Source organism: Microbispora sp. CA-135349 (assembly GCF_050947365.1).
Classification (GTDB): Bacteria; Actinomycetota; Actinomycetes; order Streptosporangiales; family Streptosporangiaceae; genus Microbispora.
This window is the reverse complement of the sequence record NZ_CP192001.1, coordinates 3,865,627-3,890,510: the sequence shown is the minus strand read 5'-3', so window position 1 is coordinate 3,890,510 and position 24,884 is coordinate 3,865,627. Positions and strand designations below refer to the sequence as shown.

Genomic DNA, 24,884 nt, shown 5'->3' with positions numbered 1-24,884 from the left:
TCAATCGTGTTTATGGCTGTATGGTGAACGCCATGATCGCGCCCAGGACCCCGACCACCGCCGAGGAACTGCGCGGGGCCGGCCTTCGGGTGACGGCCGCCCGCGTCGCACTGCTCGAGACCGTCCGCAGCGGTGACCACCTCGACGTCGAGACGATCGCCTCCGGGGTGCGCGATCGCGTGGGCCATGTCTCCCTGCAAGCCGTGTATGAGGCTCTCCACGCCCTCACCGCGGCGGGACTCGTACGCCGCCTCGAACCGGCCGGCAGCCCGGCCCGGTACGAGGGCCGTGTCGGCGACAACCACCACCACGTCGTGTGCCGATCGTGTGGTCTCGTCGCCGACGTCGACTGTTCGGTCGGTGAGGCGCCGTGCCTGACCGCGTCCGACGACCACGGCTTCACGATCGACGAGGCCGACGTCATCTACTGGGGCCTGTGCCCCGGCTGTTCGAACGCCCGCACTACCTGAGCCCCATGATCCGCCTAGTGCAGAAGGATTGCCTTGACTGAGAACCACGACGCAATCGTTGTCGACCCGAAGACGGAGGGCGAAGGCGGCTGCCCGGTCGCGCACACGCGCGCCCCGCATCCGACTCAGGGCAGCGCCAACCACCAGTGGTGGCCGGAGCGCCTCAACCTGAAGATCCTCGCCAAGAACCCCGCCGTGGCCAACCCCCTCGGTGAGGACTTCGACTACGCCGAGGCGTTCTCGTCCCTCGACCTCTCGGCGGTCAAGCGGGACATCGCGGAGGTGCTGACGACCTCGCAGGACTGGTGGCCCGCCGACTTCGGCCACTACGGCCCGCTCATGATCCGCATGGCGTGGCACAGCGCGGGCACCTACCGCATCAGCGACGGCCGCGGCGGCGCCGGCTCGGGCCAGCAGCGCTTCGCCCCGCTCAACAGCTGGCCGGACAACGGGAACCTCGACAAGGCCCGCCGCCTGCTGTGGCCGGTCAAGAAGAAGTACGGCAAGAAGATCTCCTGGGCCGACCTCCTGATCCTCACCGGCAACGTCGCCCTGGAGTCGATGGGCTTCAAGACCTTCGGCTTCGCCGGCGGCCGGGTGGACGCCTGGGAGCCCGACGACGACGTCTACTGGGGCCCGGAGACCACCTGGCTCGGCGACGAGCGCTACAGCGGCGACCGTGAGCTGGAGAACCCACTCGCCGCGGTCCAGATGGGCCTCATCTACGTCAACCCGGAGGGCCCGAACGGCAACCCGGACCCGATCGCCGCGGCCCGCGACATCCGTGAGACGTTCCGCCGCATGGCGATGAACGACGAGGAGACCGTCGCCCTGATCGCGGGTGGTCACACCTTCGGCAAGACCCACGGCGCGGGTCCCGCCGACAACGTCGGCCCCGACCCCGAGGCCGCCCCCATCGAGCAGCAGGGCCTGGGCTGGAAGAACAGCTACGGCACCGGCAAGGGCGGCGACACGATCACCAGCGGTCTCGAGGTCACCTGGACGCCCACCCCGACCACGTGGGACAACACCTTCTTCGAGGTCCTCTTCGGCTACGAGTGGGAGCTGTTCAAGAGCCCCGCCGGCGCCAACCAGTGGCGGCCGAAGGACGGCGCCGGGGCGGGCACCGTCCCCGACGCCCACGACCCGTCGAAGCGTCACGCCCCGACGATGCTGACGACCGACCTCGCGCTCCGGTTCGACCCGATTTACGAGCAGATCTCGCGGCGCTTCCTCGAGAACCCCGACGAGTTCGCGGACGCCTTCGCCCGTGCGTGGTTCAAGCTGACCCACCGCGACATGGGCCCGGTCGCGCGCTACCTCGGCCCGGAGGTCCCCTCCGAGGTGCTGCTGTGGCAGGACCCGCTGCCGGAGCGGACGTACGAGCTCGTCGACGCCGGCGACATCGCCGCCCTCAAGGGCAAGATCCTCGACTCGGGCCTGTCGGTCTCCCAGCTCGTGTCGACCGCGTGGGCGTCGGCCGCGTCCTTCCGCGGCAGCGACAAGCGCGGCGGCGCCAACGGCGCGCGCATCCGTCTGCAGCCGCAGATCGGGTGGGAGGTCAACGACCCCGACCAGCTCGCGACCGTGCTGCGCACCCTGGAGGGCGTCCAGCAGTCGTTCAACGCCGCCCAGACCGGTGGCAAGCAGGTCTCCCTCGCCGACGTGATCGTGCTCGGCGGGTGCGCCGCCGTCGAGAAGGCCGCCAAGGACGCGGGCGTCGACGTGGAGGTCCCCTTCACGCCGGGTCGCGTGGACGCGTCGCAGGAGCAGACGGACGTCGAGTCGTTCGCCGCGCTCGAGCCGACCGTCGACGGGTTCCGCAACTACTACGGGAAGGGCAACCGCCTGCCGGCCGAATACCTGCTGGTCGACCGGGCGAACCTGCTGAACCTCAGCGCCCCGGAGATGACGGTCCTCGTCGGCGGCCTGCGCGTCCTGGGCGCCAACCACCAGCAGTCGAAGCTCGGCGTCTTCACCGAGACCCCCGAGGTCCTGACCAACGACTTCTTCGTCAACCTGCTCGACCTGGGCACGGAGTGGAAGTCGACCTCGGAGGACCAGAGCACGTTCGAGGGCCGCGACGCCGCCACGGGCGAGGTCAAGTGGACCGGCAGCCGGGCCGACCTCGTCTTCGGGGCGAACTCCGAGCTGCGCGCGGTCGCGGAGGTCTACGCCAGCGACGACGCCAAGGAGAAGTTCGTGCAGGACTTCGTCAAGGCGTGGGACAAGGTGATGAACCTCGACCGGTTCGACCTGGTCTGAGCATGACATGACGTCCGGGCCGGCCCACACGGGCCGGCCCGGACGTTCGCCTTTTCAGGCGGCCCACTCACGCATGCAGGGAGGCGAGCCAGCCGGTCAGGATGTCGTTGACCTCGTCTCGGCGTTCCTGCTGGATCCAGTGGCCGCAGCCGTCGAGTACGCGCGAGGAGACCAGGCCCGGCAGCGTGACCGGGTAGGCCGCGACGGCGTCGGCCATCCAGGTGGTGGAGGCGTCCAGCGCGCCGCCGATGAACAGCGACGGCTGTGTGATGGGGGCACCGTCGAAACCGGCGAGGTCCTCCCAGTCCCGGTCCATGTTCCGGTAGCGGTTCAGCGCCCCGGTCATGCCGGTCCGTTCGAACTCCGCCGCGTACGTGTCGAGATCGTCCGCGCCGAGCCAGGCGGGCAGCCGGCCGGAGGGGAAGCGGTCGCGCAGCCTTCCGCCCCGGGACACGAAGTGCGGGTCCGGGGCACCGGCGGAGGGCATGGTGTCGGCGGACAGGGCGGCGTAGAAGCCGGCGAGCCAGCCGCGGACGTCCGGCTCGATTTCGCTCTCGGCCCGGCCGGGCTCCTGGAAGTAGCCGACGTAGAACTCCTCCTCCCCGCCCATCCGCGCGAACACCTCGCTGGGCCGCGGCCCGCCGCGCGGAGCGTACGGCACGCTCAGCAAACCGACCGCGCGGAAGATCTCGGGCCTCACGAGGGCGGAGTTCGCGGCGATGGTCGCGCCCCAGTCGTGGCCCACGATCACCGCGGTCCGCTCGCCCAGGGCGTGCACGACCGCGACGTTGTCCTCGACCAGCTCCAGCATCCGGTACGCGGTCACGTCCCCGGGCTTGGAGGAGCGGCCATAACCCCTGACGTCCAGGGCGACGGCCCGGTAACCGGCCGCGGCCAGCACCGGCAGTTGGTGGCGCCACGAATACCAGGACTCGGGAAACCCGTGCACCAGCAGCACCAGCGGTCCGGAGCCCTGCTCCACCACGTGGATGCGACCGGCGGGAGACGAGACCAGACGATGTGTGACCGCCGCGGCGGGAGCGGGCTGCGCCATCGATCCTCCAAAGTTCCTGGTGGTTCCTGTGAGGATCATCCGCCGGACCGTGGCGCCGCCGCGAATCGTGTTGCCGGTCCGGCAAATCGCTCCCGGCGCCACGTCAGGGGGCCGGTCGAGGCGACCGGCCCCCTGAAGGTTCGCCGAGCCGGCCGCACGGCGACCACACAGGGGACTCGGGAACAGGTTCTCCGGCCGGAAGGAGTCGCTCCGCGTGCCGTCGCTCCTCCGCCCCCGCCGTCCGGGTCTCAGACCGCCACCGGGTAGGTCTCGGGGACCTCTCCGCGCTCCCAGCGGGCCGTACGCTCCAGCGGCTCCAGCGCGCCGGTCTCGTCGATGTGGATCACCGCGTCGAACTGGTCGGGCAGGCGGGTCTGGAAGTAGTGGCTCTGCCGCTCCGTGCCGGGACGGTAGACGACGCCGATGGCCCGTTCGAGCAGCGCCCTGCGCAGCAGGTCGGCCGCGCCGGCCGCACGCGCGAGGTCGACCACGAACTCCTTGTGCCCGACCTCGTGGAACAGCTCCTCGACCGAGCCCGGCAGCGCCGGCCGCACGTTCTTCCGCTCGGCCGGGCGGCCCCAGTCGTCGGCCGCCGTGACGGTGCCGGTGTAGGTGGTGAAGCCGATGAGCCGGCAGTCCTCCGGGTTGTGCTCGCGCACCAGCCGGCCGAGGTTGAGCTCGCCGCGCGCGCCCATCTCCGTCGCCCGCGCGTCGCCGAGATGGGAGTTGTGCGCCCACACCACGATCCTCGCCGGCTCGCCGCGCTGCCAGCCGAGGTGCTCGGCCAGCGCGAACAGGGTGTCGGCCATGTGCCGGTCGCGCAGGTTCCACGACGACACCCGGCCGCCGAACATCGTGCGGTAGTACCGCTCCGCGGCCGCCACCACCGCGGCGTTCCGCTCGGCGTGGAAGAACTCGTCCTCGCCGAGCAGTCCCTGTGCCCGCTGGTAGCGCAGCGCGTTGCGCTGGAGGTCGACGAGCTGGTCGATCACCCGCCGCTCGCACGACTCCCCGGCGCCGTAGGCCGCGGCGAAGCCGTACGCCTGCCCGTCGTCTCCGTCGCTGTGGTCGAAACAGGAGTAGCGTTCGCGGGCCCGTTCCGCCGCGCCCGGGTCCACCTCCTCCAGGTACGCGACGACCTCGTCGGCCGACCGGTGCAGGCTGTAGAGGTCGAGCCCGTAGAACCCGGCCCGCGCCCGCTCGCCGAGCCGCTCGTTGTGCTCGCGCAGCCACCCGGCGAACTCCAGCACGTCCGCGTTCCGCCACATCCACGCGGGGAAGCGCCGGAAGCCGCGCAGCGCCTCCTCGGCGGTCGCGTCGTCGCCGCGCCCGCGGACGTACCGGTTCACCCGGTACGCGTCGGGCCAGTCGGCCTCCACCGCCACGGCGACGAAGCCCTTCTCCTCGATGAGCCGCCGCGTCATCCGGGCACGCGCGGCGTAGAACTCGTGGGTGCCGTGCGACGCCTCGCCGATGAGCACGAACCGCGCGTCGCCGACGATGCCGAACAGCACCTCGTCCGGCGGGACGCCGTCCTGCGCGGGCGCGAGCACCGAGCGGAGGATCGCGAGGTCGGTCCTGGCGGGCGGGGCTCCGGCCCGCGCCGAGGCCGCCGTGCGGAGGAGTCTGCGCACCTCCTCGTCGGCGGTCTGGGTGAAGTGCCAATACGACTCCCCCACCGAGAAGAACGGCGTGGGCGTGGTCGCGCAGACGACCTCGTCCACCAGAGCGGACAGCTCCTGGCAGGTGGACTCGGGCGCGGCGGGCACGGCGACCACGATCCGGGCCGGCTCCCGCCGCCGGACCCCGCGGACGGCGGCGCGCATGCTCGCCCCGGTCGCGAGACCGTCGTCGACCACGATGACGATCTTGCCGCGCAGATCCGTGGCCGGCGTGTCGCCCCGGTAGCTCCGCTCCCGCCTCGCCAGCTCGCGGGCCTCCCGTTCGGCGACCTGCCGGACGGTGTCGGACCGGAGACCGAGCCCGCGCACGACGTCCTCGTCGAGCACGATCACTCCGCCACCGGCGATCGCTCCCATCGCGAGCTCCTCGCGCCCGGGCGTGCCGAGCTTGCGCACCAGGAACACGTCGAGCGGGTGGCCCAGTGCGGTCGCCACCTCGTACGCCACCGGCACGCCGTCGCGCGGCAGACCGAGAACGACGACGCCGGGCAGCCCACGGTAGTGGTTGAGGAGTCCCGCGAGCACCCGGCCCGCGTCCCGGCGATCCGAAAACAGGCGATCAGTCATGAGCCTCGCCTCCCGGTCGCGCAGCCGCATACCCCCGTCCGACCGGCGCAAACACGACGTGATCACTCGTCGTCGCTCGAGCTCCGAAGCTCCTCGTCCATGTCCCTGCACTGCTTCGTCCGCATGTCGTCCGGGGTGCACACCCGCAGGCACGGGTTTGCGGCTCTGCCCCCGCCTCGCGTAGTGCCGCGAGGCGGGGCCGGCCGGCGGTCAGCGGTACGTGTAGCAGTAGTTCGACTTGCCCTTGAACCGGTGGAAGGCCCGCTGGTCGTGGTATCGCCAGCGGCAGCCGGCGTCACGCTGCCCCTGGCTGAGATACATCGTGTCGCCCTTCCGCTTGACGCAGTACGCGCCGGGCGCGGGCGTCTCGCGGTATTCGACCCACTCCCAGCCGAGGCTCACGCAATAGTCGGTGAAGTGTCCGGGGCCCAACTCCGCGAGCCGCCTGGCCGGCGTGGGCGAGGGCTTCGCCGGCTTCGACGCCGGAGAGTCCGCCGGGACCGGCGCGGTCGTCTTCGAGCGGCGGACGGTCGGCCGTGCGGTGACCGTCCTCGTCGGGGCCGGCCGGGTGGTGTCCGGCCTGGCCGTGGACGGGCTCACCCGCGGCCGGTGCGAGGAGGCGGGTGACGCGGATCGCGAGGCGGCGGTGGGCGACGGGGCACCCGACGGAACGGAGGCGTCGTCGGCGGCCGGGGAGGTGGCCGGGGAGGCGGCCGGGGCCGTGCCCGCCGCCGCCGCTCGCTCCGTCGCGGCGGCGCCGCTCCCCCCGGTCGGCAGACGCACGGACGGCAGCAGCGCCACGGCGGCGGCCGCCGTGACCGCCACTGCCAAGACCACCGCGGCGACCGCCGCCCGGACCCGGCGGCGCCGGCCGCCACCCGGCACGGTGACCGGGCCCGGCCCGCGGGACGGCCCCGCAGGACCGGCGGGTGCGACCGGCGCCGCCGCCGCGGCCCGCGGATCGTGATGTGGACGGACGAGGCGGTCGAGGATCTCCCGGGCGGTCGGGCGCCGTCCCGGGTCCTTGGCGAGGCACCCGGCGAGCAGGTCGCGCAGCGGCGCCTCTATCCCCTCCAGGTCGGGTTCCCGGTGCAGGATCCTGTTGATGATGGCGGGGATCGCGTCGGCGCCGAACGGCGCGCGGCCGGTGGCGGCGAACACGATGGTGGACGCCCAGGCGAACACGTCGAGGGCGAAACCGAGCTCGCCCGCGGTGAACTGCTCGGGCGCCATGTAGGCGGGCGTTCCGACGACCTGGCTGGTCATCGTGCTCGTGGCGGCGAGGGCACGGGAGATCCCGAAGTCGATGACCCGCGGCCCGTCCGGTCCGATGAGCACGTTCTGCGGCTTGAAGTCCCGGTGGAGGACCCCGGCGTCGTGCAGGGAGACCAGAGCGGTGGCCGTGGCGATGGCGAGCCGTTCGAGCGCGCCGCCCGACAACGGCCCCCGCGCGGCCACCACCTGGTTCAGCGCGGGCCCCTGGACGTACTCGCTCACGATGTACGGCCGGCCGCCCTCCATGCCGGACTCCAGCACCTGGGCCGTGCAGAACCGGGCCACTCGGCGGGCGACCTCCACCTCGCGGGAGAAGCTCTCGAGGGCCGGGGCGTCCCGGCCGAGCCGCGTGTGGAAGAGCTTGACGGCGACGAGCTCGCCCGATTCCGACTCGCCGAGGTAGACGACGCCCTGTCCTCCCTCGCCGATCCTGCCGGTGATGCGGTAGGAGCCCAGGCGTGCGGGGTCGCTCGGCTCCAGCGGCTGGGGCATGACTCTCCGGGGGGCGGGGACACGTACGGGACTTCCAGTATCCCGCTGGAGATCGACGACCTGACCGGGTTCGGAGTGATGCCCGGAAACCGTGGCAGAACGGGTTCGTGTGAAGCGCGGTGGACCGGACGGGCCGGCGGTCGCGATCGTGGCGGAGGTGCCACACAGGCGGCACAGGCCGGAGAACGGCCGCGGCCCGCGAACCGGCCGCCGCCGGTCGCGGTCTCGTCTGCGGGGCACCCCCGCGGGTGGCGGGGGTGCCCCTGCACGCTCCTCCTGGTCAGGAGCGCGTCATCGCGGTTCCACCGGTCAGGAGGCGCCGCACGTCAGGGTCGGCGTCTCCGCGCTGCCGTTGGCGACGAAGCCGAAGGTGGTGGTGCCGTTGGCGGCCAGCGTGCCGTTCCACGACTCGTTGCGCACGGAGACCGAGGCGCCGGATCCGGACTTGAGGCCGCCCCACAACTGGGTGATGGACGGGGAGCCGGACCAGCTCCAGTTCACCGTCCAGCCGCTGACCGCCGAGCCGCCGGCGCGGACCGTGACCTCGGACTGGAATCCGCCCGGCCAGGAGTTCACCGTACGGATCGTCGCACTGCATCCGCCCGGCTCCGGCGAGTTCTCGGGCGACGGGCTCACCGGCGGGGTCGGGCTCGGGCTCACCGGCGGGGTGGGACTCGGGCTGACCGGGGGGTTCGGGCTCGGGCTGACCGGTGGGGTGGGGCTGGGCGAGGTGTTCGGCGTGGCGGCGTTGAGGGCGTTCAGCACCGAGGTGTAGGCGGCCTTCTTGTTGCCGTTGCCGTCGAACAGCAGCGGGGTCTGGTTCGATCGCCAGGAGTCGCTGTCGCGTACTCCCCACACGGTGATGCCGACGCAGCGGGAGACCGCCAGGCAGTCGTTGACGATGTTGGCGTAGGTGGTGGCCGAGGCGCCCTCGACGTCCAGCTCGGTGATCGCCACATCGACGCCGAGCGCGGCGAAGCTGGAGATGGTGGTGCGGTAGTTGCTGTTGTAGGCGCTGCCGCTGTTGAAGTGGCCCTGGAGTCCGACGCAGTCGATGGGCACGCCGCGGGCCTTGAAGTCCTTGACCATGTTGTAGACGCCCTGCGTCTTGGCCCAGGACCAGTTGTCGATGTTGTAGTCGTTGTAGCACAGCTTGGCCGCGGGGTCGGCGGCCCGCGCGGTGCGGAAGGCGACCTCGATCCAGTCGTTGCCGGTGCGCTGGAGGTTGGAGTCGCGGCGGCCGCCGGTGTTGTCGTCGAAGGCCTCGTTGACCACGTCCCAGTAGGGGATCTTGCCCTTGTAGTGGGACAGGACGCCGTTGATGTGGCTGATCATCGCCTGGCGCAGCGAGCTGCCCGACAGCTGCCCCCAAAAGCTCGGCTGCTGCTGATGCCAGGCCAGGGTGTGGCCGCGGACCTGCTTGCCGTTCTGGACGGCCCAGTTGTAGATCCGGTCGGCGTTGGTGAAGTTGAACTGCCCCGGCTGCGGCTCGGTGGCGTCGGGCTTCATCTCGTTCTCAGCCGTGATCATGTTGAACTCACGGTTCGCGATCGTGGTGTAGTTCGAGTCGCCCAGCTTGTTCGCGCTGATCGCCGTACCGAAATAACGGCCGCTGCGGGCCGCGGCCGCGCCGAGGGTCGAGGCCGGCGGGCCGCCGGTCGGGCCTGCCGACGGGCTCGGGGACGGGCTCGGCGACGGGTTGTCCGGAGGCGAGGGCGACGGCGACGGCGAGGGCGGCGTGGTGTTGTTGAGACCGAGGAAGTCGATCGCATAGGAGATCATGCCGTTGAGCGGCAGCGAGTGGCCCTGTCCGGAGACGCTGACGCCCTCGACCGGCGGCTGGGTGCCGGTGCTGCCGTACCGGCTGCGGGTCCAGCCCGACGAGGGACTGTCGGTGGACGCCGGCGTCTGGCTGACGCCGTGGAGGTTGGTCCACTGCTTGATCTCTTCGCCGAAGTTGGGATAGGCGAGCGTGGTGTCGGTGGTGCCGTGCCACAACTGCATGCGCGGGTAGGAGCCGCTGTAGCCGGAGTACATCGAACGGGCCAGGTCACCCCACTGCTGGGCGGACTTGATGCTCTGCCCGCCGGAGCACTGGCTGTTCCAGGTGGAGCCGTCGGTGGTGGCGAAGCAGCCCGCCGGGACGCCCATGAAGGCCGAGCCCGCCGCGAAGACGTCCGGATATTCGGCCGCAAGCACGTTCGTCATCATCGCGCCTGAGGAGACGCCGCTGACGTAGACGCGGCCGGGGTCCACGTTGTACCGCGACTTGGCGTAGTCGACCATCGACATGATGCCGACCGGGTCGCTGCCGCCGCCCCGCTTCAGCGCCTGCGGCGAGTACACGTCGAAGCACTGACCGCTGCGCGTGGCCTCCGGGAACACGATGATGAACCCGTACTGGTCGGCCGCGGTGACGTAGTCGCGGAAGTATCCGCCGAAAAGCGCCGACGCGGTGCCCGTGCAGTAGTGGACGGCGACCAGCAGCGCGGGCCGGGCGGCCACCCGGTCCGGCACGTAGATGTACATGTTCAGGTTGCTCGGGTTGTTGCCGAAGCCGGTCACCCGGGTCAGCGAGGCCGCGGCGGCCGGTTGGGTGACCAGCAACGTGGTCGCCGCGACCACGGGCATCAGCACGGCGGCCAGTAAGGCCACGATGCGTCGTCTCACGTGAGCTGTCCTTCCTCCGGTTGCGCCGATCCGGACGTGTGGCCATGCCACCCGAGATCGGGCTCCCCGTACCGCTCCGACATCCCGGACATCGGCCGCGCCCGGATCCGGCGCGTTTAATGTTTTCGAAGAGTGCCTGAAACTTTTCAGCCCCTCAAGCCACAGGTGTACGGGGAATCCACCCGGCGACGGAGAGGCAGGTCAGAAGCACCACCCAGCAGTCCGAGATGCCGAGAGCTGGAAAGTTTCATAGAAAAGCCGAAAGGTTGCAGTCGCTCGGAGGGGCGGCACACCGTGAAAACGGCCCCCGGGCGGGCATGTTCCGCGGAGCCCGGTCCGGCCGGCGCGCGGGCCGGACCGGCGGGGACCACGCGGGCCGCGCCGGCGCGGCCGCGGCGACGACGGGAGCCTGGACATGCTGGAGGTCATCGGCGCGGGACTGCCGCGCACCGGGACGACATCGACGAAGGCGGCCCTGGAACGGCTCGGCTTCGGGCCCTGCTACCACACCTTCGAGATCCTGCGTCACCCGGAGCTCGCCGAGCGGTGGCTGCCGGCCGGCTCGGGCGGGCCGCTCAGCTGGGAACGGGTCTTCGCGGGCTTCCGGTCCTGCGTGGACTGGCCCGCCAGTTTCTTCTGGCGGGAGCTGGCGGGGGCCTACCCGGGCGCCAAGGTCGTCCTCACGGTCCGCGACCCGGACAGCTGGTATGCCAGCTTCCGGGTGCTGGGTTCGCTCAGTGCCCGCGGGCCGATGCGGGAGGACGATGCGCCCGAGGCCGTCCGTCCCGTCGTCGCCGCGATGACACGCCTCCGGCCGCTCTTCGAGCGGATCGGCAGGTCGGTCTTCGAGGAAGACTGGCGGCCCGGTCGCGTACCGGACGAGGACCGGGCGGTCGCGGCCTATCACCGGCACGTCGCCGCGGTGCGTGCCGCTCTTCCCGCCGAACGGCTCCTGGTCTTCGACGTGCGCGAGGGATGGGGACCGCTGTGCGCCTTCCTCGGCGTCGCCGCTCCCCCGGACGGCCCGTTCCCGCATCTCAACGACGCCGCGTCGATGCGCAGGATGTTCGAGCTCATGCACACCGAGGGCCGCGTCCACGTGCCCTTCCCGCCCGGAGGCTGACGACCGGCCGACGCGCGTCCTTCGCGGCCGGGACGCCGTGCGGTGGTCAGGTGCGCACCGCGTACACCTTGCGGAGGGTCTCGTGCACCGTCCACACGGTGCGTGCGCCGGCGGGCATCAGGACGACGTCCCCGGGGCCCACGTCGAGCACCGGCCCGTCCTCGACCTCGATCGTCGCGCTGCCGCCGAGCACGACGAAGACCTCGTCCGCCTCGGTGTCGGTGCTCACGCCCGGCCCGTGCTGCCAGACGCCCACCGCCAGGTCCGTGCCCGACGCCAGCTCCAGATGACGGACCTCCGGAGCGCCGGACACGATCTGGGCGGGGTCGAGCGGGTCCGCGTCGAGGTCGGCGTCGGCCAGGGCCGCCGCGTGCACCACACGCGGGGTTCCAATGAACGATTTGTCGCTTTTCATCTGCGGAAGTGTAGGGCCGGGGCAGGTGCGCGCCTCCATCGGCTCACCCCGACGCTCTCCGCCGGCCGGCGCCGTCGCGATCCGCGCGTACGCCCCGGCCCGAGCGGCCGGTCAGGCGTCGCGGCGCTTCAGCAGGACCGCAGCGACGGCGATCGTGGCCGCGGCGTAGCCGCAGAAGACCGCGAACCCGGTCCACGGCGCCAGGTCGCCGGGCGCCGGATGCACGGACATGATCACCTGACCGGCGTTGGGCGGCAGATAGGGCACGACGTGCCTGGCCCAGCCGGTCGGCAGCACCTCGCCGAGGGTCGGCAGCACCAGCAGCAACCCGAACAGCGTGGCGACGGCGCCCGCAGTGTTGCGGAGGATGAAGCCGAGCCCCACCCCGAGCAGCCCCACGACCGTCAGGTACAGCCCGGCCCCGGCGACGGCGCGGGCGACGCCGTCCGCCGCGAGAGTGGTGCCCCGCTCCCCCAGGACCGCCTGGCCGCACAGGAAGGCCGCCGCCGACGCCGCGATCATCAGGACGGCCGCGACGACGCCGAACACGCCCGCCTTGGCCCACAGGACCGGGAGCCTGCGAGGCACCGCGGACAGCGTGGCGCGGATCATGCCGGTGGAGTACTCGGCGGTGACCAGCAGTACGCCGAGCACGCCGACGGCGAGCTGGGCGAGGGACACTCCGCGCAGACTGGCGCCCGCCGGATCGAACAGGGCGTCGTGCCGCGAACCGGGCAGTGCCGCCTGACCCGCCAGGAACGCACAGAGCAGGATTCCCGCCCCGATCGTCGTCCCGACCGCCGCGACGAGGGTGTACACGGTCGACCGCAGCGACCACAGCTTGATCCACTCGGACCGCAGGACCCGGCCCTGCGTGACCCGGTGGCGGTCCACCGCCGGCCCGGCCGTACCCCGGGGCCCGGTGACGTTCACAGCGACGTTCGCAGTGACGTTCGCGGCGCTCATGCCGCACTCCTTTCCGCACCGGCCGGGCCGTGGCCGGTGACGCCGTGATACTCGACCGCGTCGCGGGTCAGCTCCATGAACGCCTCCTCCAGCGACACGTGCACCGGGGTCAGCTCGTACAGGGTCACGCCGTGCCGCGCGGCGATCCGCCCGACGGCCTCGCCGCCGAGGCCGTGCACGTCGAGGACGCCGGTCCCGTCGCCGGTGACCGTCACGTCAGGACCGGCCAGCAGGTCGCGCAGCCGGTCGGCCTGTGGAGACCGGACGCGCGTTGTCGGGCGGGAGGAGCCGCGGACGACGTCCGCCACCGGAACGTCGGCGATCAGCCGCCCCCGGCCGACGATGATCAGTTGCTCCGCCGTCAGCGCCATCTCGCTCATCAGGTGCGACGACACGAAGACCGTGCGTCCCTCGGCGGCCAGCCTCCTGAGCAAGGTGCGGATCCACAGGATGCCCTCGGGGTCGAGGCCGTTGACGGGCTCGTCGAGGATCAGCGTCGCCGGGTCGCCGAGCAGCGCGGACGCGATGCCCAGCCGCTGGCCCATGCCGAGCGAGAAACCGCCGACCCTTTTGTGCGCCACCTCACCCAGACCCACCAGGTCGATCACCTCGTCGACGCGCCGCCGCGAGATGCCGGTGGTGGCGGCCAGGGCGCGCAGGTGGTCGTAGCCCGACCTTCCGGGGTGGACCGCCCTGGCCTCCAGCAGCGCGCCGACCTCGTGGAGCGGTGCCGCGTGCAAGGTTTGACGCGCTCCCCGGCCTGAAGGCCGGGGATTCAGCCCGTGCCGCATCATGCGGCACCTCTGAGGCTTCCTGCTTCCTCGCGCTGTGCCAGGCCGGGGCCTGGTCTTACCCGCGCTCCACAGGCGTTGAGCCTGTCCGCCCGTCCAGCGGCTGGCGGGCCACCGCCAGGCGTGCCTTGGCCCGGTTGTTCGACCCCTTGGCCGTGCGCGACAGCGCCCGCTGGAGCCGCTTGAGCTTCTTGTCGGCCCGGCGCAGGAAACGCGGCGAGTCGATCTTCCGCCCGTCCGACAGGACGGCGAAGGCCGACAGCCCCAGGTCGATCCCCGTCTCGGACTCGACCGGCGGCAGGGGCCGCTCGGCGACCTCGACCACGAACGAGGCGAAGTACCGCCCGGCCCCGTCCTTGACCACCGTCACCGACGGATGGTTCGGCGGGCAGGCACCTGGACCAGCGAACCGGCACCTCGCCGATCTTCGGCAGGCGCAGCCTCCCGCCCGTGGTGATGCAGAACCGGGCGTTGCGGGTAAAGCGAATCGCCTGCCGAGTGTCCTCGCGGGACCGGAACCGGGGCGGGGCCACCTTCGGCCCCCTCCGCTTCCCCCCGATCGAGGCGAAGAAGTTCCGGTAGGCGGAGTTCAGGTCCGCCAGCGCCTGCTGCAACACCACAGCCGACACCTCGCCCAGCCACGAGCGTTCCGAGGTCTTCTTCGCCTGCGTGATGACCCGCGTGGACAACTCCCCGTCGCAGATGTACGGCAACCCGGCGGCGTGGCCTTCCCGCCGCAGGCGCAGCCCGTCGTTGAACACCACCCGCGCGCACCCGAACGCCCGGGCCAGCGCGACCTGCTGGGCGGGGGCCGGAGAGAGGCGGAAGTTGTACCGAAGCCGCACACCAAGGTTTCACCATCCGTTGATGGGCGCGTACGGAGAGTCAGGGCACGCAGGGACGGCGTTTGCGGACCGAGTTCCCCGAACTGGCCCGCCACTACTACCGGGCGAACACGCTGTGGTCGGGCTCCCACTTCGCCGGGAGCGTGGGCGGCGCACCGATCAGCGTCCTGCGCCAGTACACCGAGCACCACAACCGCCCGGTCTGATCCGCTAAGACGCCGATCCGCCTGACGGCGAATCGGCTTTCCCTGCCCCGCTACGCGGGACAGTCCGCTTCACCCCCGGCCTGAAGGCCGGAGCACTGCGGACGAATCCGGTAGCGGCGGCCGTTGACGGTGGCCTGCCCGGCGCTGGGGGCGTCCAGGCCGAGGATCATCCGCATCGTGGTCGACTTGCCGGCTCCGTTCGGGCCGAGGAAGCCGGTGACGACGCCGGGCCTGACGGTGAAACTCAGGTTGTCGACGGCGACCTTGCCACCGTAGCGCTTGGTCGGCCCGTGCGCTTCGATCATGAGGAACCTTCTCGCTGCGAGTGTGCCGGTGTGCCGCGGCCCCCGCGGGGCCGCGGCTTGACACTCGCAACCGGGACTGTCCCCTCGCTGCCCGTTCGCTGGCCGGCGGCTGTCCGCCCGGCAGGGGGGCGGTGCAGGGTGGACTTCACAGGAAGGGGTGGCTGTAGCGGCCCTCCTTCACGCGGTCGTAGACCGCGCGCAGCCACGGCTCGCGAACCTCCGGCAGCCGTACCAGCGTGTCCCAGTCGGGCCGTACGGCAGCAAAGGCCCGGCCCGCGGTCGGGCGCCCGGGTCGAGGTGCCCGGCGATGTGGACACCCCGGCCAAGCCGCCGGATCTCATCGGCCGAAGCCCGTTCCGGCCCGGCGGTGACCGGAAACGAGGAGAGCCGGCGGAGGGGCGGGCGCGGCCGCGAGCGAACGCTCACGCGAAGCGGAAACATTGCCGAATGTGATCACGATTCCTATACTGGACCGCACGCCGATGAGTCAACGCCCATTGTCAACGGCGAGCGCCCCTTTACCAGTCATCATTGATTACCGATAACGGTCGTCCGAATATCGCTATCGGCATTCACCCGTCCGACTCGTGTCGCCGGATCGCCGAGATACGCCCACGTAGATGACGCCGAGGCGCCACCGACCGGCCGTCCTCCGTGATCGGGTGCGTCTCTCACCATCGGATAGGACCCCCATGTCAGCAGTAGGCACCGTTCTGATCGTCGGTGGCGGCATCGCCGGATCGGCCCTGGCGATCCCGCTCGCCCGCGCCGGCGTCACCGTGGACATCGCGGAGATCCAGCCCGGGATCACCACGCTCGGCTCGGGCATCAGCCTGCAGGGCAACGCCCTGCGGGTGCTGCGCGATCTCGGTGTCTGGGACCGGGTCGCCGCCGCGGGCTTCCCGTTCGACTCGGTGGGGCTGCGCGCCCCGGACGGGACGCTGCTCGCGGAGATACCCGACGCGCGCACCGGCGGCCCCGGCCTGCCTTCCGCGCTCGGCATCAACCGCCCGGAACTGGCGGCCGTCCTCGCCGGCGCCGTACGCGAGGCCGGGGCGCGGACCCTGTTCGGAGTGACCGCCGAGGCGCTGACCGACACCGGCGACGCCGTCGTCGTGCGTTTCTCCGACGGCACCACCGGCACGTACGACCTGGTCGTGGGCGCGGACGGCATCCGCTCCGCGGTGCGCGGGCTGATCGGGATCGACACCGCTCCGCGGCCGACCGGCATGGGCATCTGGCGGGTCCACACCCGCCGTCCCGCGGAAATCGAGCGCACCGACCTCATCTACGGCGGTCCCTGCTTCACCGCGGGCTACTGCCCGACCGGCCCGGACAGCATGTACGCCTACCTTGTGGAAAAGGCCCGGCCACGGGAGGCCGTCGGCGACAAGGTCGCGCACATGCGGGCCCTCGCCGAGGGGTACGGCGGGCCCTGGGACGAGATCCGCGAGGACATCACCGACCCGGAGCGCATCAACTACACGTGGTTCGAGTCGCTGCTGGTGGACCGGCCGTGGAACCGCGGCCGCGTCGTGCTCATCGGCGACGCCGCGCACGCCTGCCCGCCCACCCTCGCGCAGGGGGCGGCCCAGTGCCTGGAGGACGCCGCCGTCCTGGCCGAGCTGCTGCTGGCCGCCGACCGGCTCGACCAGCGGCTGTTCGACGCGTTCATGGACCGCCGCCACGAACGGGCGAAGGCGGTGGTCGAGGCGTCAGTGCGACTCGCCTGCTGGCAGCTCGACCCGGCGCCGGACGCCGACGTGCCCGGCCTGGTCGGCCGGATCACCGCGCTCGTGGCGGAGCGGCCCTGAGCCGGCGCCCTCCTCGACGGGCGGCGACCACGCGGTGTGTCGCGGCGGCGAGTTCGTCGCGGCGGCGCCGCGCGGCCTGTGAACACGAAGACCCCCGGCGGGGCGGGACGCCCGGCCGGGGGTTCCTCAGTCTCTTACGGGAAGCTGGGGTACACGTCGTAGGTCTGCCCGCCGACGCCGCGGTAGTTGGCACCGGCGGCCCAGAGGCCGTCGTTGATCAGGGGCTTGTAGTAGAACTGCTGCCCGATGGGGACGTTGATCCCGCACTCCCACAGGCCGGCCGACCTGCTGACGCAGTTCTGCCCGCCGGTCCAGCTCAGCGGCGCGTCCCCGCGCAGGGTGATCCGGTTGCCGGCGCCCGGGTCGTAGTGGACGCGGACCGTGGTCGTGAAGGTGGAGGTCGCCTCGATGTGCCCGCCGAGCGAAGTGCGCACCGAGGCGCCGCCGGACGACGTGGCGGTCAGCACACCGCCGTAGAGGCTGTTCGCGGCGTCGACCTGATGCAGGGTGACGGTGACCTGCGCGGTGCCGTTGGCGGGCACCGTGACCTGGTCGGCGCTCAGGGTGAACAGGCCGGCCGGGGCGGGCGCCGTTCCCGTGGAGCCGGTGGCGGACACGGCCAGGCCCAGCGTGACGGGTGTGGCGGCGTCGTTGGTGTAGGTCACGATCTGCGTGGCCGTGGGCTGGGCGGCGGTGACCGACAGGGCCGCGCTCGGCGGGTTCGCCGTGACCTGCTGGCTCACCGCGCGGGCCGCGTCGACCCGGCCGGTGCCGTACGCGTAGGGGCTGGAGCCGGCCGCGGCCGCGGTCGTGCCCATGAGGGCGTCCTTGAGTCGCTGCGCGCCCCAGGCGGGGTGGCGCTGCTTGACGAGCGCGGCCGTCCCGGCGACGTGCGGGGTCGCCATCGAGCATCCGTCCTTCGCGCCGTAGCCGCCACCGGGCACGGCCGCGGTGATGTTCACGCCGGGCGCGGTCATGTCCGGCTTCAGCCCCTGCTCGCCGACGGGGCCTCGGCTGGAGAAGTCCGCCACGGTGTCGTTCAGGTCCACCGCGCCCACGGTCAGCGCCTTGTCGGCGACGCCGATGGAGCTGATGGTGGACGTGCCGGGCCCGGAGTTGCCCGAGCAGACCACGAACAGCGCGTCGTGCTCCGCGGTCAGGCTGTTGATCGCCGCCGCGATCGGGTGGTCGGCGCGCGCGGGATCGCTCACGATGCTCATGCTGACGATCTTGGCGTCCTGCTCGCCGACCGCCCAGTTCATCCCCGCGATGATCCAGGAGTCGTAGCCCGAGTTCCCGTCGTCGAGGACCTTGCCGACGACCAGGTCCGCGCCGGGGGCGACCCCCTTGTAGCGGCCCCCGGAGGCGGCGCCGGTCCCGGCGACGGTGGAGGCGGTGTGCGTGCCGTGTGAGTTGCCGTCCTCGACGCCGTTCGCGTTGCCGGTGAAGTCGGCGGAGGCGACGACCTTGTTCTGCAGGTCGGGGTGGTCGGTGTCGTAGCCGCTGTCCAGCACCGCGACCTTGACGCCGCTGCCGTCGTACCCGCTCGCCCACGCGGTCGGCGCGCCGATGTGCGGGACGCTCCGGTCGAGCCCGGCCGTCACCCTGCCGTCGAGCCACAGCTTGGTGACGCCGCCCTGCAGGCCGGTGGGCTTGGCGGAGCCGCCGGTGAGGCCGCGCCAGCCCTCGTGCGCGGACTTCTTCCCGATGGCGAACGCGCTGATGCCCAGGCGGGGGAACACGTGGCGGCGCTTGGCCGCGCCGCCGAAGACGGCACGGGCCCGCTCGGCGTTCTCCGAGGTCGCGCTCTTGCGGTAGGTGGTCATGACCGGGACGGCCTGGCTGTGCTCGTCGTCGTAGCCGTCCGCGATCAGCGTGCCCACCTCGAAGAGCTGGGGGTCGAGCCGCCCCGCCCGGATGAGGGAGGCCGCGTCCGACGGGATCACCGAGACCTGGTCGCCGCGATCGGTGACGGCGAAGGTGACGCCGGTGCGGCCCTCGCCCGGCTCGACCGACAGGACGCGCAGGTCGTGGCGCTCCAGCCGGGCACGCACCCTGTCGCCGGTGACGAGGGTGACGGTGTGGTCACCGGCCGCCGGCGCCGCGGCGGCTCCCGTCGCCGCGGAAGAACCGGAGGTCCCGGAGGAGGCCGAAGGAGTCGAGGGGCTTGGAGGTGCGGTCTGCGCCGCTGCGGACGCGGCGAGCGGGCCGAGGAGGGCGGCCGCCGTGAGGGCGGCGGCCACGGATGAACTTCGCAAGGGTTGTCTCCCGAGTGGTCGAGATGATCACTACGCAAAACAGGCTAGGTTTTTCCGCGAAGTTCTGAAATTTGCGGAATCCGTGTTGTTCGACAGAGTCCGCGATCGGAAAATCGGCGTGTCGCGCGCCGATGAAAGCGGTTTCACGACTATCGCCCCGGCTGCGCCACGAGATCGGCAGATATGCGCGGCCATGTGGCTTCGATCACATCGACCGCTGTTGTTTCCGCAGCTGACCCTGCTGTACAGGGCCATGGCAACGCACTGCCAGAGGACCGGAAGCGTTATCCGCCGCACGGCAAGCAGAGATTTCAACCGGCCGAACAATGCGTGAAACAAATGTAACGGACTTTTGTTCCGTGAACTTTCTACTACTTAACGAGGGTGCGGATGGTGATATAGATCACGCGCACATTCCATCGGAATGCGAGAAAGTGATTCAGGTCACGCGAATCCGGGAACCGGCGTCACGCCGGGGACCGTGCTCCGCACCGTCGCGAGGCGGTCGACCCCCGGGCTCGCGACGGCTCCGGGGAGTCCCGGCCGCCGGCGTCGGCCACGGATGATTTGATCGCGAAGTGGCGATTCAGGTAGCGGTGTGCGGACCCCGCGACTGCACGGCCGAGGACGAGCGCGACGCGCGCGAGGTCGGCCGGCTGCTGGCCGAGCGCGGCGCGGTGGTGATCTGCGGCGGTTACACCGGAGTGATGGCCGCGGTGGCGGCCGGGGCGCGCTCCGCCGGCGGGATCGTGGTCGGCATCCTGTCCCGCGCGGACCGCGAGCACGCCAACCCCGATCTGAACATCGTGATCCCCACCGGAGCCGGCGAGGCGCGCAACACCGTCATCGTGAACTCCGGAGAGGCCGTGATCGTCGTCGGCGGCTCCTGGGGCACCCTCTCCGAGCTCGCCCTCGCCATGCGCCGGGGCCGGGTTCCCGTCGTACAGCTCGGCGGCTGGCGGATCCTCGACCAGCGGGGAGATCCCGTCCCGGGCGTACGGCACGCCGCCTCACCCGCGGAGGCGCTGGAGCTGACAGGGCTGTGGCCCTGACCACGCCGCGCGGCCGCCTCCGGGGCATCGCCGCGCCCCGATGCGGCGTCAGCGGACGCGGCCCACTCCGCCGAGCGCGCCTGCCTTGCCTTCCCGCACCAAGGGGTAGTCGGTGTCGGGCCGCCACTCGTGCAGCGGCACCACGCCCGGCTCGACCAGGTCGAGCCCGTCGAAGAACGCGCGGATCTGGTCGTGCGACCGGGAGGTGGTGCCGGGAACGGAGGTACGGCTGAAGATCTGGCGGCCCTCCTCCTCCTGGTCCTCGCTCAACTCCCCGAGGGAGCCATGTGACACGACCAGGTAACTGTCCGGCACGAGCGGGTCCCGGAGCGCTGTGACGATCTTCATGGCCTCGTCGTCGTCCGGGATGAAGTGCAGCACGCCGAGCAGGAGGACGGCGAGAGGCTGGGAGAAGTCGATGTGCTCCCGGACCTCCGGATGCCGCAGCAGCGCCTCGGGATCGCGCATGTCCGCGTCGACCGCGCGCACCCGCTCGTTCTCGGCGAGGATGGCACGCGCGTGCACGAGGACGATGGGGTCGTTGTCCACGTAGACGATCCGGGACTCCGGGGCCAGCTCCTGCGCGACCTGGTGGACGTTGCGCTGCGTCGGGAGCCCGGCGCCGACGTCGAGGAACTGCCGGATGCCCTGCCGTGAGAGGTAGGTGACGGTCCGGATCAGGAACTCGCGGTTCTCCCGGGCGATGTCGCGGAGGTTGGGCAGGATCTCGATGATCTTCTGGGCGGCCTCGCGATCCACCGCGAAGTTGTCCTTGCCGCCCAGGTAGTAGTCATACATCCGGGCAACGCTGGGCGTGAACGGGTCGATGCCCGCCGGCGCCTTACGCTCGTCCACAAAACTCCCCTTCGTCGTACATCAAGGATGGTACGGCCTTGATCACTATCAGGGAGAGTTGCGTCACCAGATTGTCATCGAACACCACAAAACGGCATGAACGGGCTCCCATGCCGCCACCGTCGATCGACGACCTCGCGGACCCTCATGGCCGCCCACGTACCGCCCGACAGGATCCGGATTTACGGACAGCCCATTACTCATCTCGATGCACGTCTCACAGTCTTGACAGTGCGGGTCGTCCCGCCTACGGTCACGACAACACCCGATGTGCACCCCCACCAAAAATGTTAGCGCTAACACCATGAGGAGCCCCCCACTCATGAGAGCGGTCCCCCCTGTCACAGCTCAGCCCCCACCGCTCGGCGGGAACGCTCCGCGTCGACTCACCCGTACGAACCGCGTCTCCCTCATGGACACCCCGCCTCGTGGCCGTCTTACCCGCGCTCCAGAGATGAGCGTCACGCGGCGCCACCGGTAGGACTCGCCTTCACCGCGCCCCCGCGCTCCGGCCCCTCTCCGCAGGACGGTCACGCCGGCCGAGCCACACGCGGGCCGGGTCCTCCTCCCCGGACCGGCGGTCCGCCCACCCGCCATCACCCGCCGTTCCCTAGGAATCCACGCCCATGCTCGTCAGGCATTGCCTGACATCACCCCCCATAGGAGTCTTCCGTGCCCAGCAAGCGCCGATACGCGGCGAGCGCTCCGGCGATGTCCCGGCGGTCGAAGGCAGTCCCGCTCGCGACCGTCGGCATGCTGCTCAGCGCCGCCCTCGTTCCCGCGGGCGGTGTGGCCAGTGCCGCCACCGCGTGGTCGCCGAAGCCGTCGTACACCTCGACCGACAAGGGCGACGGCACCTACACCGTGCCGATCACCAACGCCGACGTGCCCGACATCAGCGTGGAGCGCGTCCCCGCCGCCGAGAACAAGGAGCACCGGGACGTCTACTACATGATCAGCACGACGATGCACCTGAGCCCGGGCGCGCCGATCATGAAGTCGTACGATCTCGTCAACTGGCAGATCGTCAACTACGTGTTCGACCGGGCGGACATCGGCGACGCGTTCTCGCTGCGCAACGGGCAGAACTCCTACGGCCAGGGCCAGTGGGCATCGTCCCTGCGCTACCACGACGGCAAGTTCTACGTGGTCTTCAACACCAACAACCTCGGCGGCGCCTACCTCTACAGCACCGACGACGTCGAGAACGGCACATGGAAGCGCACGCCCCTCGGCCGCGGCCTGCACGACCCGTCGCTGTTCTTCGACGACGACGGCACGGCGTACATCTTCTACGGCTCCGGCAGCACGAGCGCCGTACGCCTCAAGTCCGACATGTCGGGCATCGACAAGGACTTTCCGAGCATCTTCGCGGCGAGCGACTACGCCGGCAAGCCGTTCATCGGCGGCCTGTTCGAGGGCGCCCAGGTCTTCCACATCAACGGCTACTACTACGTGGTCATCATCACCTGGCCGTCCGGGCAGGGACGCCAGGTCGTCATGTTCCGGTCCAAGGACCTGCTCGGGCGCTACACCTCGGCGGACGGCACGAACACCTACGAGGCGCGCGGGGTGCTCAACTCCAACGGGTTCGCCCAGGGCAGCCTCGTGCCGATCTCGCGCGAGGGCGGCGCCACCGACTGGTACGGCATGTTCTTCCGCGACAACTTCCCGATCGGGCGCACTCCGGCGCTCATCCCCGCCACATGGCAGGACGGCTGGCCGACCTTCGGCACCAACGGAGTCGTGCCCGTGGGCGGCGCGTTCGCCAAGCCGATCACGCTGAGCCCGGCGGAGGAGACGTTCGAACAGCAGAAGAGCCTCGTCGCCTCCGACGACTTCGCCAACGACGCCCCGCACAGGCCGTACATGGACGAGCAGTGGACGATTCCGCAGCCGCCCAAGTACGACGACTCGCTCATCGGCGTCGAGCTGCTGCAGAACCCCGGGTTCGAGTCCGCCGATGTCTCGCCGTGGGGCACGCAGTACGGTGCGACGATCAGCCGCGACACGACCGGCCCGGCCGCGGGCTCGGCGGCGCTGAAGGTGAGCAACCGCACGCTCAACGGATCCGGGCCGAACCAGAACCTGAACGGGAAGGTGCAGCGCGGTCTGACCTACACCGTGTCGGCGAAGATCAAGTACACCTCCGGCCCGAGCAGCATCCGGTTCAACCTGGTGGCCGACTGGGGTGCGGGCGTCCAGACGATGGCGTCGGGGAACGTCCCCGCCGGGCAGTGGACGACGGTCACGGGCCAGTACACGATCCCGGCGACGGCGAACGTCGACAACTTCAAGTTCGCGGTGGAGACGCCGTGGGCCAACCCGCAGCCGGCGTCGTCGAGCGTGGAGTACCTGATCGACGACGTCTCGGTCGTCGGGCAGCCGGTGACGACCGAGAGCCCGGCCGAGGAGGAGATCGCCCCCAACGGGTCTCGCCTCGACCCGGTGTGGGAGTGGAACCACGCCCCCGACAACCGCTACTGGTCGCTCACGGACCGGGAGGGATGGCTGCGGCTGACGACCGGCAAGGTGGTCACCGGCAAGTACGTCTACGGCAAGCTCTCCGGCCGGGACGAGCTGACCTGGTTCGAGGAGGCGCGGAACACGCTGTCGCAGCGTACGTTCGGGCCGCGGCAGTCCGTCGAGACCAGGATGGACATCTCCGGCATGAAGAACGGCGACGTCGCCGGCCTTGCCGCCTACAACCGCGGGTTCTCCTACGTCGCGGTCAAGCGCGTCGACGGGCAGAACACGCTCGGCGTCGTCAACCGGGCACAGCCGTTCGCGGTCGACATCGACCAGGCGGCGGTGGAGAACTTCGTGCCGGGCACGACGGTGTCGCTGGGAGACGCGACCCAGGTGTACGTGAAGGCGGACCTCGACTTCGCGTCGCCGAGCGGGCAGCTGTGGACCACGTTCTACTACAGCCTCGACGGGCTGACGTGGACCAAGCTGGGCGACCGCGTCGGCCCGCAGACGCTGGACGGCAGCCTCTCGCACTTCATGGGGCACCGCGTCGGCCTGTTCGACTACGCGACGAAGGAGAAGGGCGGGCACGTCGACTTCGACTACTACTCGCTCAGCGACACGCTGACCGCGCAGAACAAGCCGCTCGACACGAGCGCGCTCGACGCGGCCGTCGCGTACGCGGAGACGCTCGACGAGCGCGACTACCCGGCCGGGGCCTGGACGGCGATGCGGGACGCGCTCGCCGACGCGAAGGCGGCGCGGGCCGGGCAGTTCGGCAGCCAGAACCAGATCGACGCGCCGGAGCGGGCGCTCAGCTACCAGCTGGCCCGGCTCGGCACGCTCAAGGCGGCCGCGCCGGAGGTCAAGCTGACCGTCACCGCCTCCTCCCGCTGCATCGGCACCTCGGCGTACGTCGCGGTGACGGCCGTCAACGACTCGGACGCGCCGGCGACGGTGACGCTGAACACCCCGTACGGCACCAAGACGGTGGCCGACGTGGCCCCGGGCAAGCAGGCCTACCAGTCCTTCAACACCCGGGCCGCCCAGATCGACGCCGGCACAGTCACCGTGAAGGGCACCGCCACGATCGACGGCAAGCAGGTCACCTCGACCTACGACGCCGCCTACCCCGCGGCCTCCTGCCGCTGAGCCGCACACACCGCGGCCGGCGGTGACCACGGTCCCCACCACGAGGACACCCGTTCAGCACAACCGGGGCCGGCCAGCCGGCCGGCCCCCCATGACACGTCGTTCGGATCGCCAGAGCGGGCGGCCGCCCATCCCCATCCGAGGGTGAGCCGACCCGC

16 protein-coding genes and 3 pseudogenes are annotated in these 24,884 nt (G+C 71.2%); 7 read left to right on the top strand and 12 right to left on the bottom strand.

Annotated features, from left to right (window positions below; genetic code table 11):
• Window positions 1–32: 32 nt before the first annotated feature.
• Entirely contained in the window at window positions 33–470 is a 438-nt protein-coding gene (locus ACQPZZ_RS18035) for a Fur family transcriptional regulator (protein WP_363637286.1), read from the top strand.
• Window positions 471–503: 33 nt separating this feature from the next.
• A complete protein-coding gene (gene katG, locus ACQPZZ_RS18030) occupies window positions 504–2,735 on the top strand; it encodes a catalase/peroxidase HPI (RefSeq protein ID WP_432933492.1) in 2,232 nt (743 codons plus the stop codon).
• Window positions 2,736–2,802: 67 nt separating this feature from the next.
• On the opposite strand, the gene ACQPZZ_RS18025 is transcribed toward katG, so the two are convergent.
• From ACQPZZ_RS18025 to ACQPZZ_RS18010, 4 genes are all read right to left on the bottom strand, one after another.
• Window positions 2,803–3,789, bottom strand: coding sequence for an alpha/beta fold hydrolase (locus ACQPZZ_RS18025; RefSeq protein ID WP_432933490.1), 987 nt, complete (start codon window positions 3,787–3,789; stop codon window positions 2,803–2,805).
• Between the two features lie 248 nt (window positions 3,790–4,037).
• Window positions 4,038–6,038 carry an erythromycin esterase family protein gene (locus ACQPZZ_RS18020; RefSeq protein ID WP_432933488.1) on the bottom strand — a complete coding sequence of 667 codons (2,001 nt, stop codon included), beginning with the start codon at window positions 6,036–6,038 and terminating at the stop codon, window positions 4,038–4,040.
• A 210-nt stretch (window positions 6,039–6,248) separates the two neighbouring features.
• On the bottom strand, window positions 6,249–7,805 hold the full coding sequence (locus tag ACQPZZ_RS18015; RefSeq protein ID WP_432933486.1) for a serine/threonine protein kinase: 1,557 nt from the start codon (window positions 7,803–7,805) through the stop codon (window positions 6,249–6,251).
• A 309-nt stretch (window positions 7,806–8,114) separates the two neighbouring features.
• Window positions 8,115–10,475, bottom strand: coding sequence for an extracellular catalytic domain type 1 short-chain-length polyhydroxyalkanoate depolymerase (locus ACQPZZ_RS18010; protein WP_432933484.1), 2,361 nt, complete (start codon window positions 10,473–10,475; stop codon window positions 8,115–8,117).
• Between the two features lie 415 nt (window positions 10,476–10,890).
• Between ACQPZZ_RS18010 and ACQPZZ_RS18005 the strand changes: the two genes are divergently transcribed.
• Window positions 10,891–11,598: a sulfotransferase family protein gene (locus tag ACQPZZ_RS18005; RefSeq protein WP_432933482.1), complete on the top strand. Its 708-nt coding sequence runs from the start codon at window positions 10,891–10,893 to the stop codon at window positions 11,596–11,598.
• Between the two features lie 46 nt (window positions 11,599–11,644).
• On the opposite strand, the gene ACQPZZ_RS18000 is transcribed toward ACQPZZ_RS18005, so the two are convergent.
• The 5 genes and pseudogenes from ACQPZZ_RS18000 to ACQPZZ_RS17980 all read right to left on the bottom strand — a co-directional run.
• Entirely contained in the window at window positions 11,645–12,013 is a 369-nt protein-coding gene (locus ACQPZZ_RS18000) for a cupin domain-containing protein (RefSeq protein ID WP_432933480.1), read from the bottom strand.
• Window positions 12,014–12,124: 111 nt separating this feature from the next.
• On the bottom strand, window positions 12,125–12,979 hold the full coding sequence (locus ACQPZZ_RS17995) for an ABC transporter permease subunit (protein ID WP_432933478.1): 855 nt from the start codon (window positions 12,977–12,979) through the stop codon (window positions 12,125–12,127).
• The gene (locus ACQPZZ_RS17990) at window positions 12,976–13,719 is read right to left on the bottom strand and encodes an ATP-binding cassette domain-containing protein (RefSeq protein ID WP_432933476.1); all 744 of its coding nucleotides are present in this window, start codon (window positions 13,717–13,719) and stop codon (window positions 12,976–12,978) included. The genes ACQPZZ_RS17995 and ACQPZZ_RS17990 overlap by 4 nt, the downstream gene beginning before the upstream one ends.
• Window positions 13,720–13,828: 109 nt before the next feature.
• Entirely contained in the window at window positions 13,829–14,140 is a 312-nt protein-coding gene (locus tag ACQPZZ_RS17985) for an RNA-guided endonuclease InsQ/TnpB family protein (protein WP_432933474.1), read from the bottom strand.
• Window positions 14,141–14,546: 406 nt separating this feature from the next.
• Window positions 14,547–14,615: pseudogene (locus ACQPZZ_RS17980) on the bottom strand (helix-turn-helix domain-containing protein); the annotation flags it as partial.
• 53 nt (window positions 14,616–14,668) lie between these two features.
• Between ACQPZZ_RS17980 and ACQPZZ_RS17975 the strand changes: the two are divergent.
• Window positions 14,669–14,821 (top strand): annotated as a pseudogene (locus tag ACQPZZ_RS17975) (transposase); the annotation flags it as partial.
• Window positions 14,822–14,928: 107 nt separating this feature from the next.
• On the opposite strand, the pseudogene ACQPZZ_RS17970 reads toward ACQPZZ_RS17975, so the two are convergent.
• A pseudogene (locus tag ACQPZZ_RS17970) lies at window positions 14,929–15,126 on the bottom strand (ATP-binding cassette domain-containing protein); the annotation flags it as partial.
• 692 nt (window positions 15,127–15,818) lie between these two features.
• On the opposite strand from ACQPZZ_RS17970, the gene ACQPZZ_RS17965 reads away from it, so the two are divergent.
• On the top strand, window positions 15,819–16,940 hold the full coding sequence (locus tag ACQPZZ_RS17965) for an FAD-dependent monooxygenase (protein ID WP_432933472.1): 1,122 nt from the start codon (window positions 15,819–15,821) through the stop codon (window positions 16,938–16,940).
• Window positions 16,941–17,074: 134 nt separating this feature from the next.
• On the opposite strand, the gene ACQPZZ_RS17960 is transcribed toward ACQPZZ_RS17965, so the two are convergent.
• Window positions 17,075–19,198, bottom strand: coding sequence for a S8 family peptidase (locus tag ACQPZZ_RS17960; RefSeq protein ID WP_432933470.1), 2,124 nt, complete (start codon window positions 19,196–19,198; stop codon window positions 17,075–17,077).
• A 578-nt stretch (window positions 19,199–19,776) separates the two neighbouring features.
• Between ACQPZZ_RS17960 and ACQPZZ_RS17955 the strand changes: the two genes are divergently transcribed.
• On the top strand, window positions 19,777–20,250 hold the full coding sequence (locus ACQPZZ_RS17955; RefSeq protein WP_432933469.1) for a TIGR00725 family protein: 474 nt from the start codon (window positions 19,777–19,779) through the stop codon (window positions 20,248–20,250).
• A 48-nt stretch (window positions 20,251–20,298) separates the two neighbouring features.
• On the opposite strand, the gene ACQPZZ_RS17950 is transcribed toward ACQPZZ_RS17955, so the two are convergent.
• Entirely contained in the window at window positions 20,299–21,105 is an 807-nt protein-coding gene (locus ACQPZZ_RS17950) for an SAM-dependent methyltransferase (protein ID WP_432933467.1), read from the bottom strand.
• A gap of 672 nt (window positions 21,106–21,777) precedes the next feature.
• Here ACQPZZ_RS17950 and ACQPZZ_RS17945 point away from each other — a divergent pair.
• Complete coding sequence (locus tag ACQPZZ_RS17945; protein ID WP_432933465.1) at window positions 21,778–24,726, top strand: family 43 glycosylhydrolase; 2,949 nt, start codon at window positions 21,778–21,780, stop codon at window positions 24,724–24,726.
• Window positions 24,727–24,884: the final 158 nt, after the last annotated feature.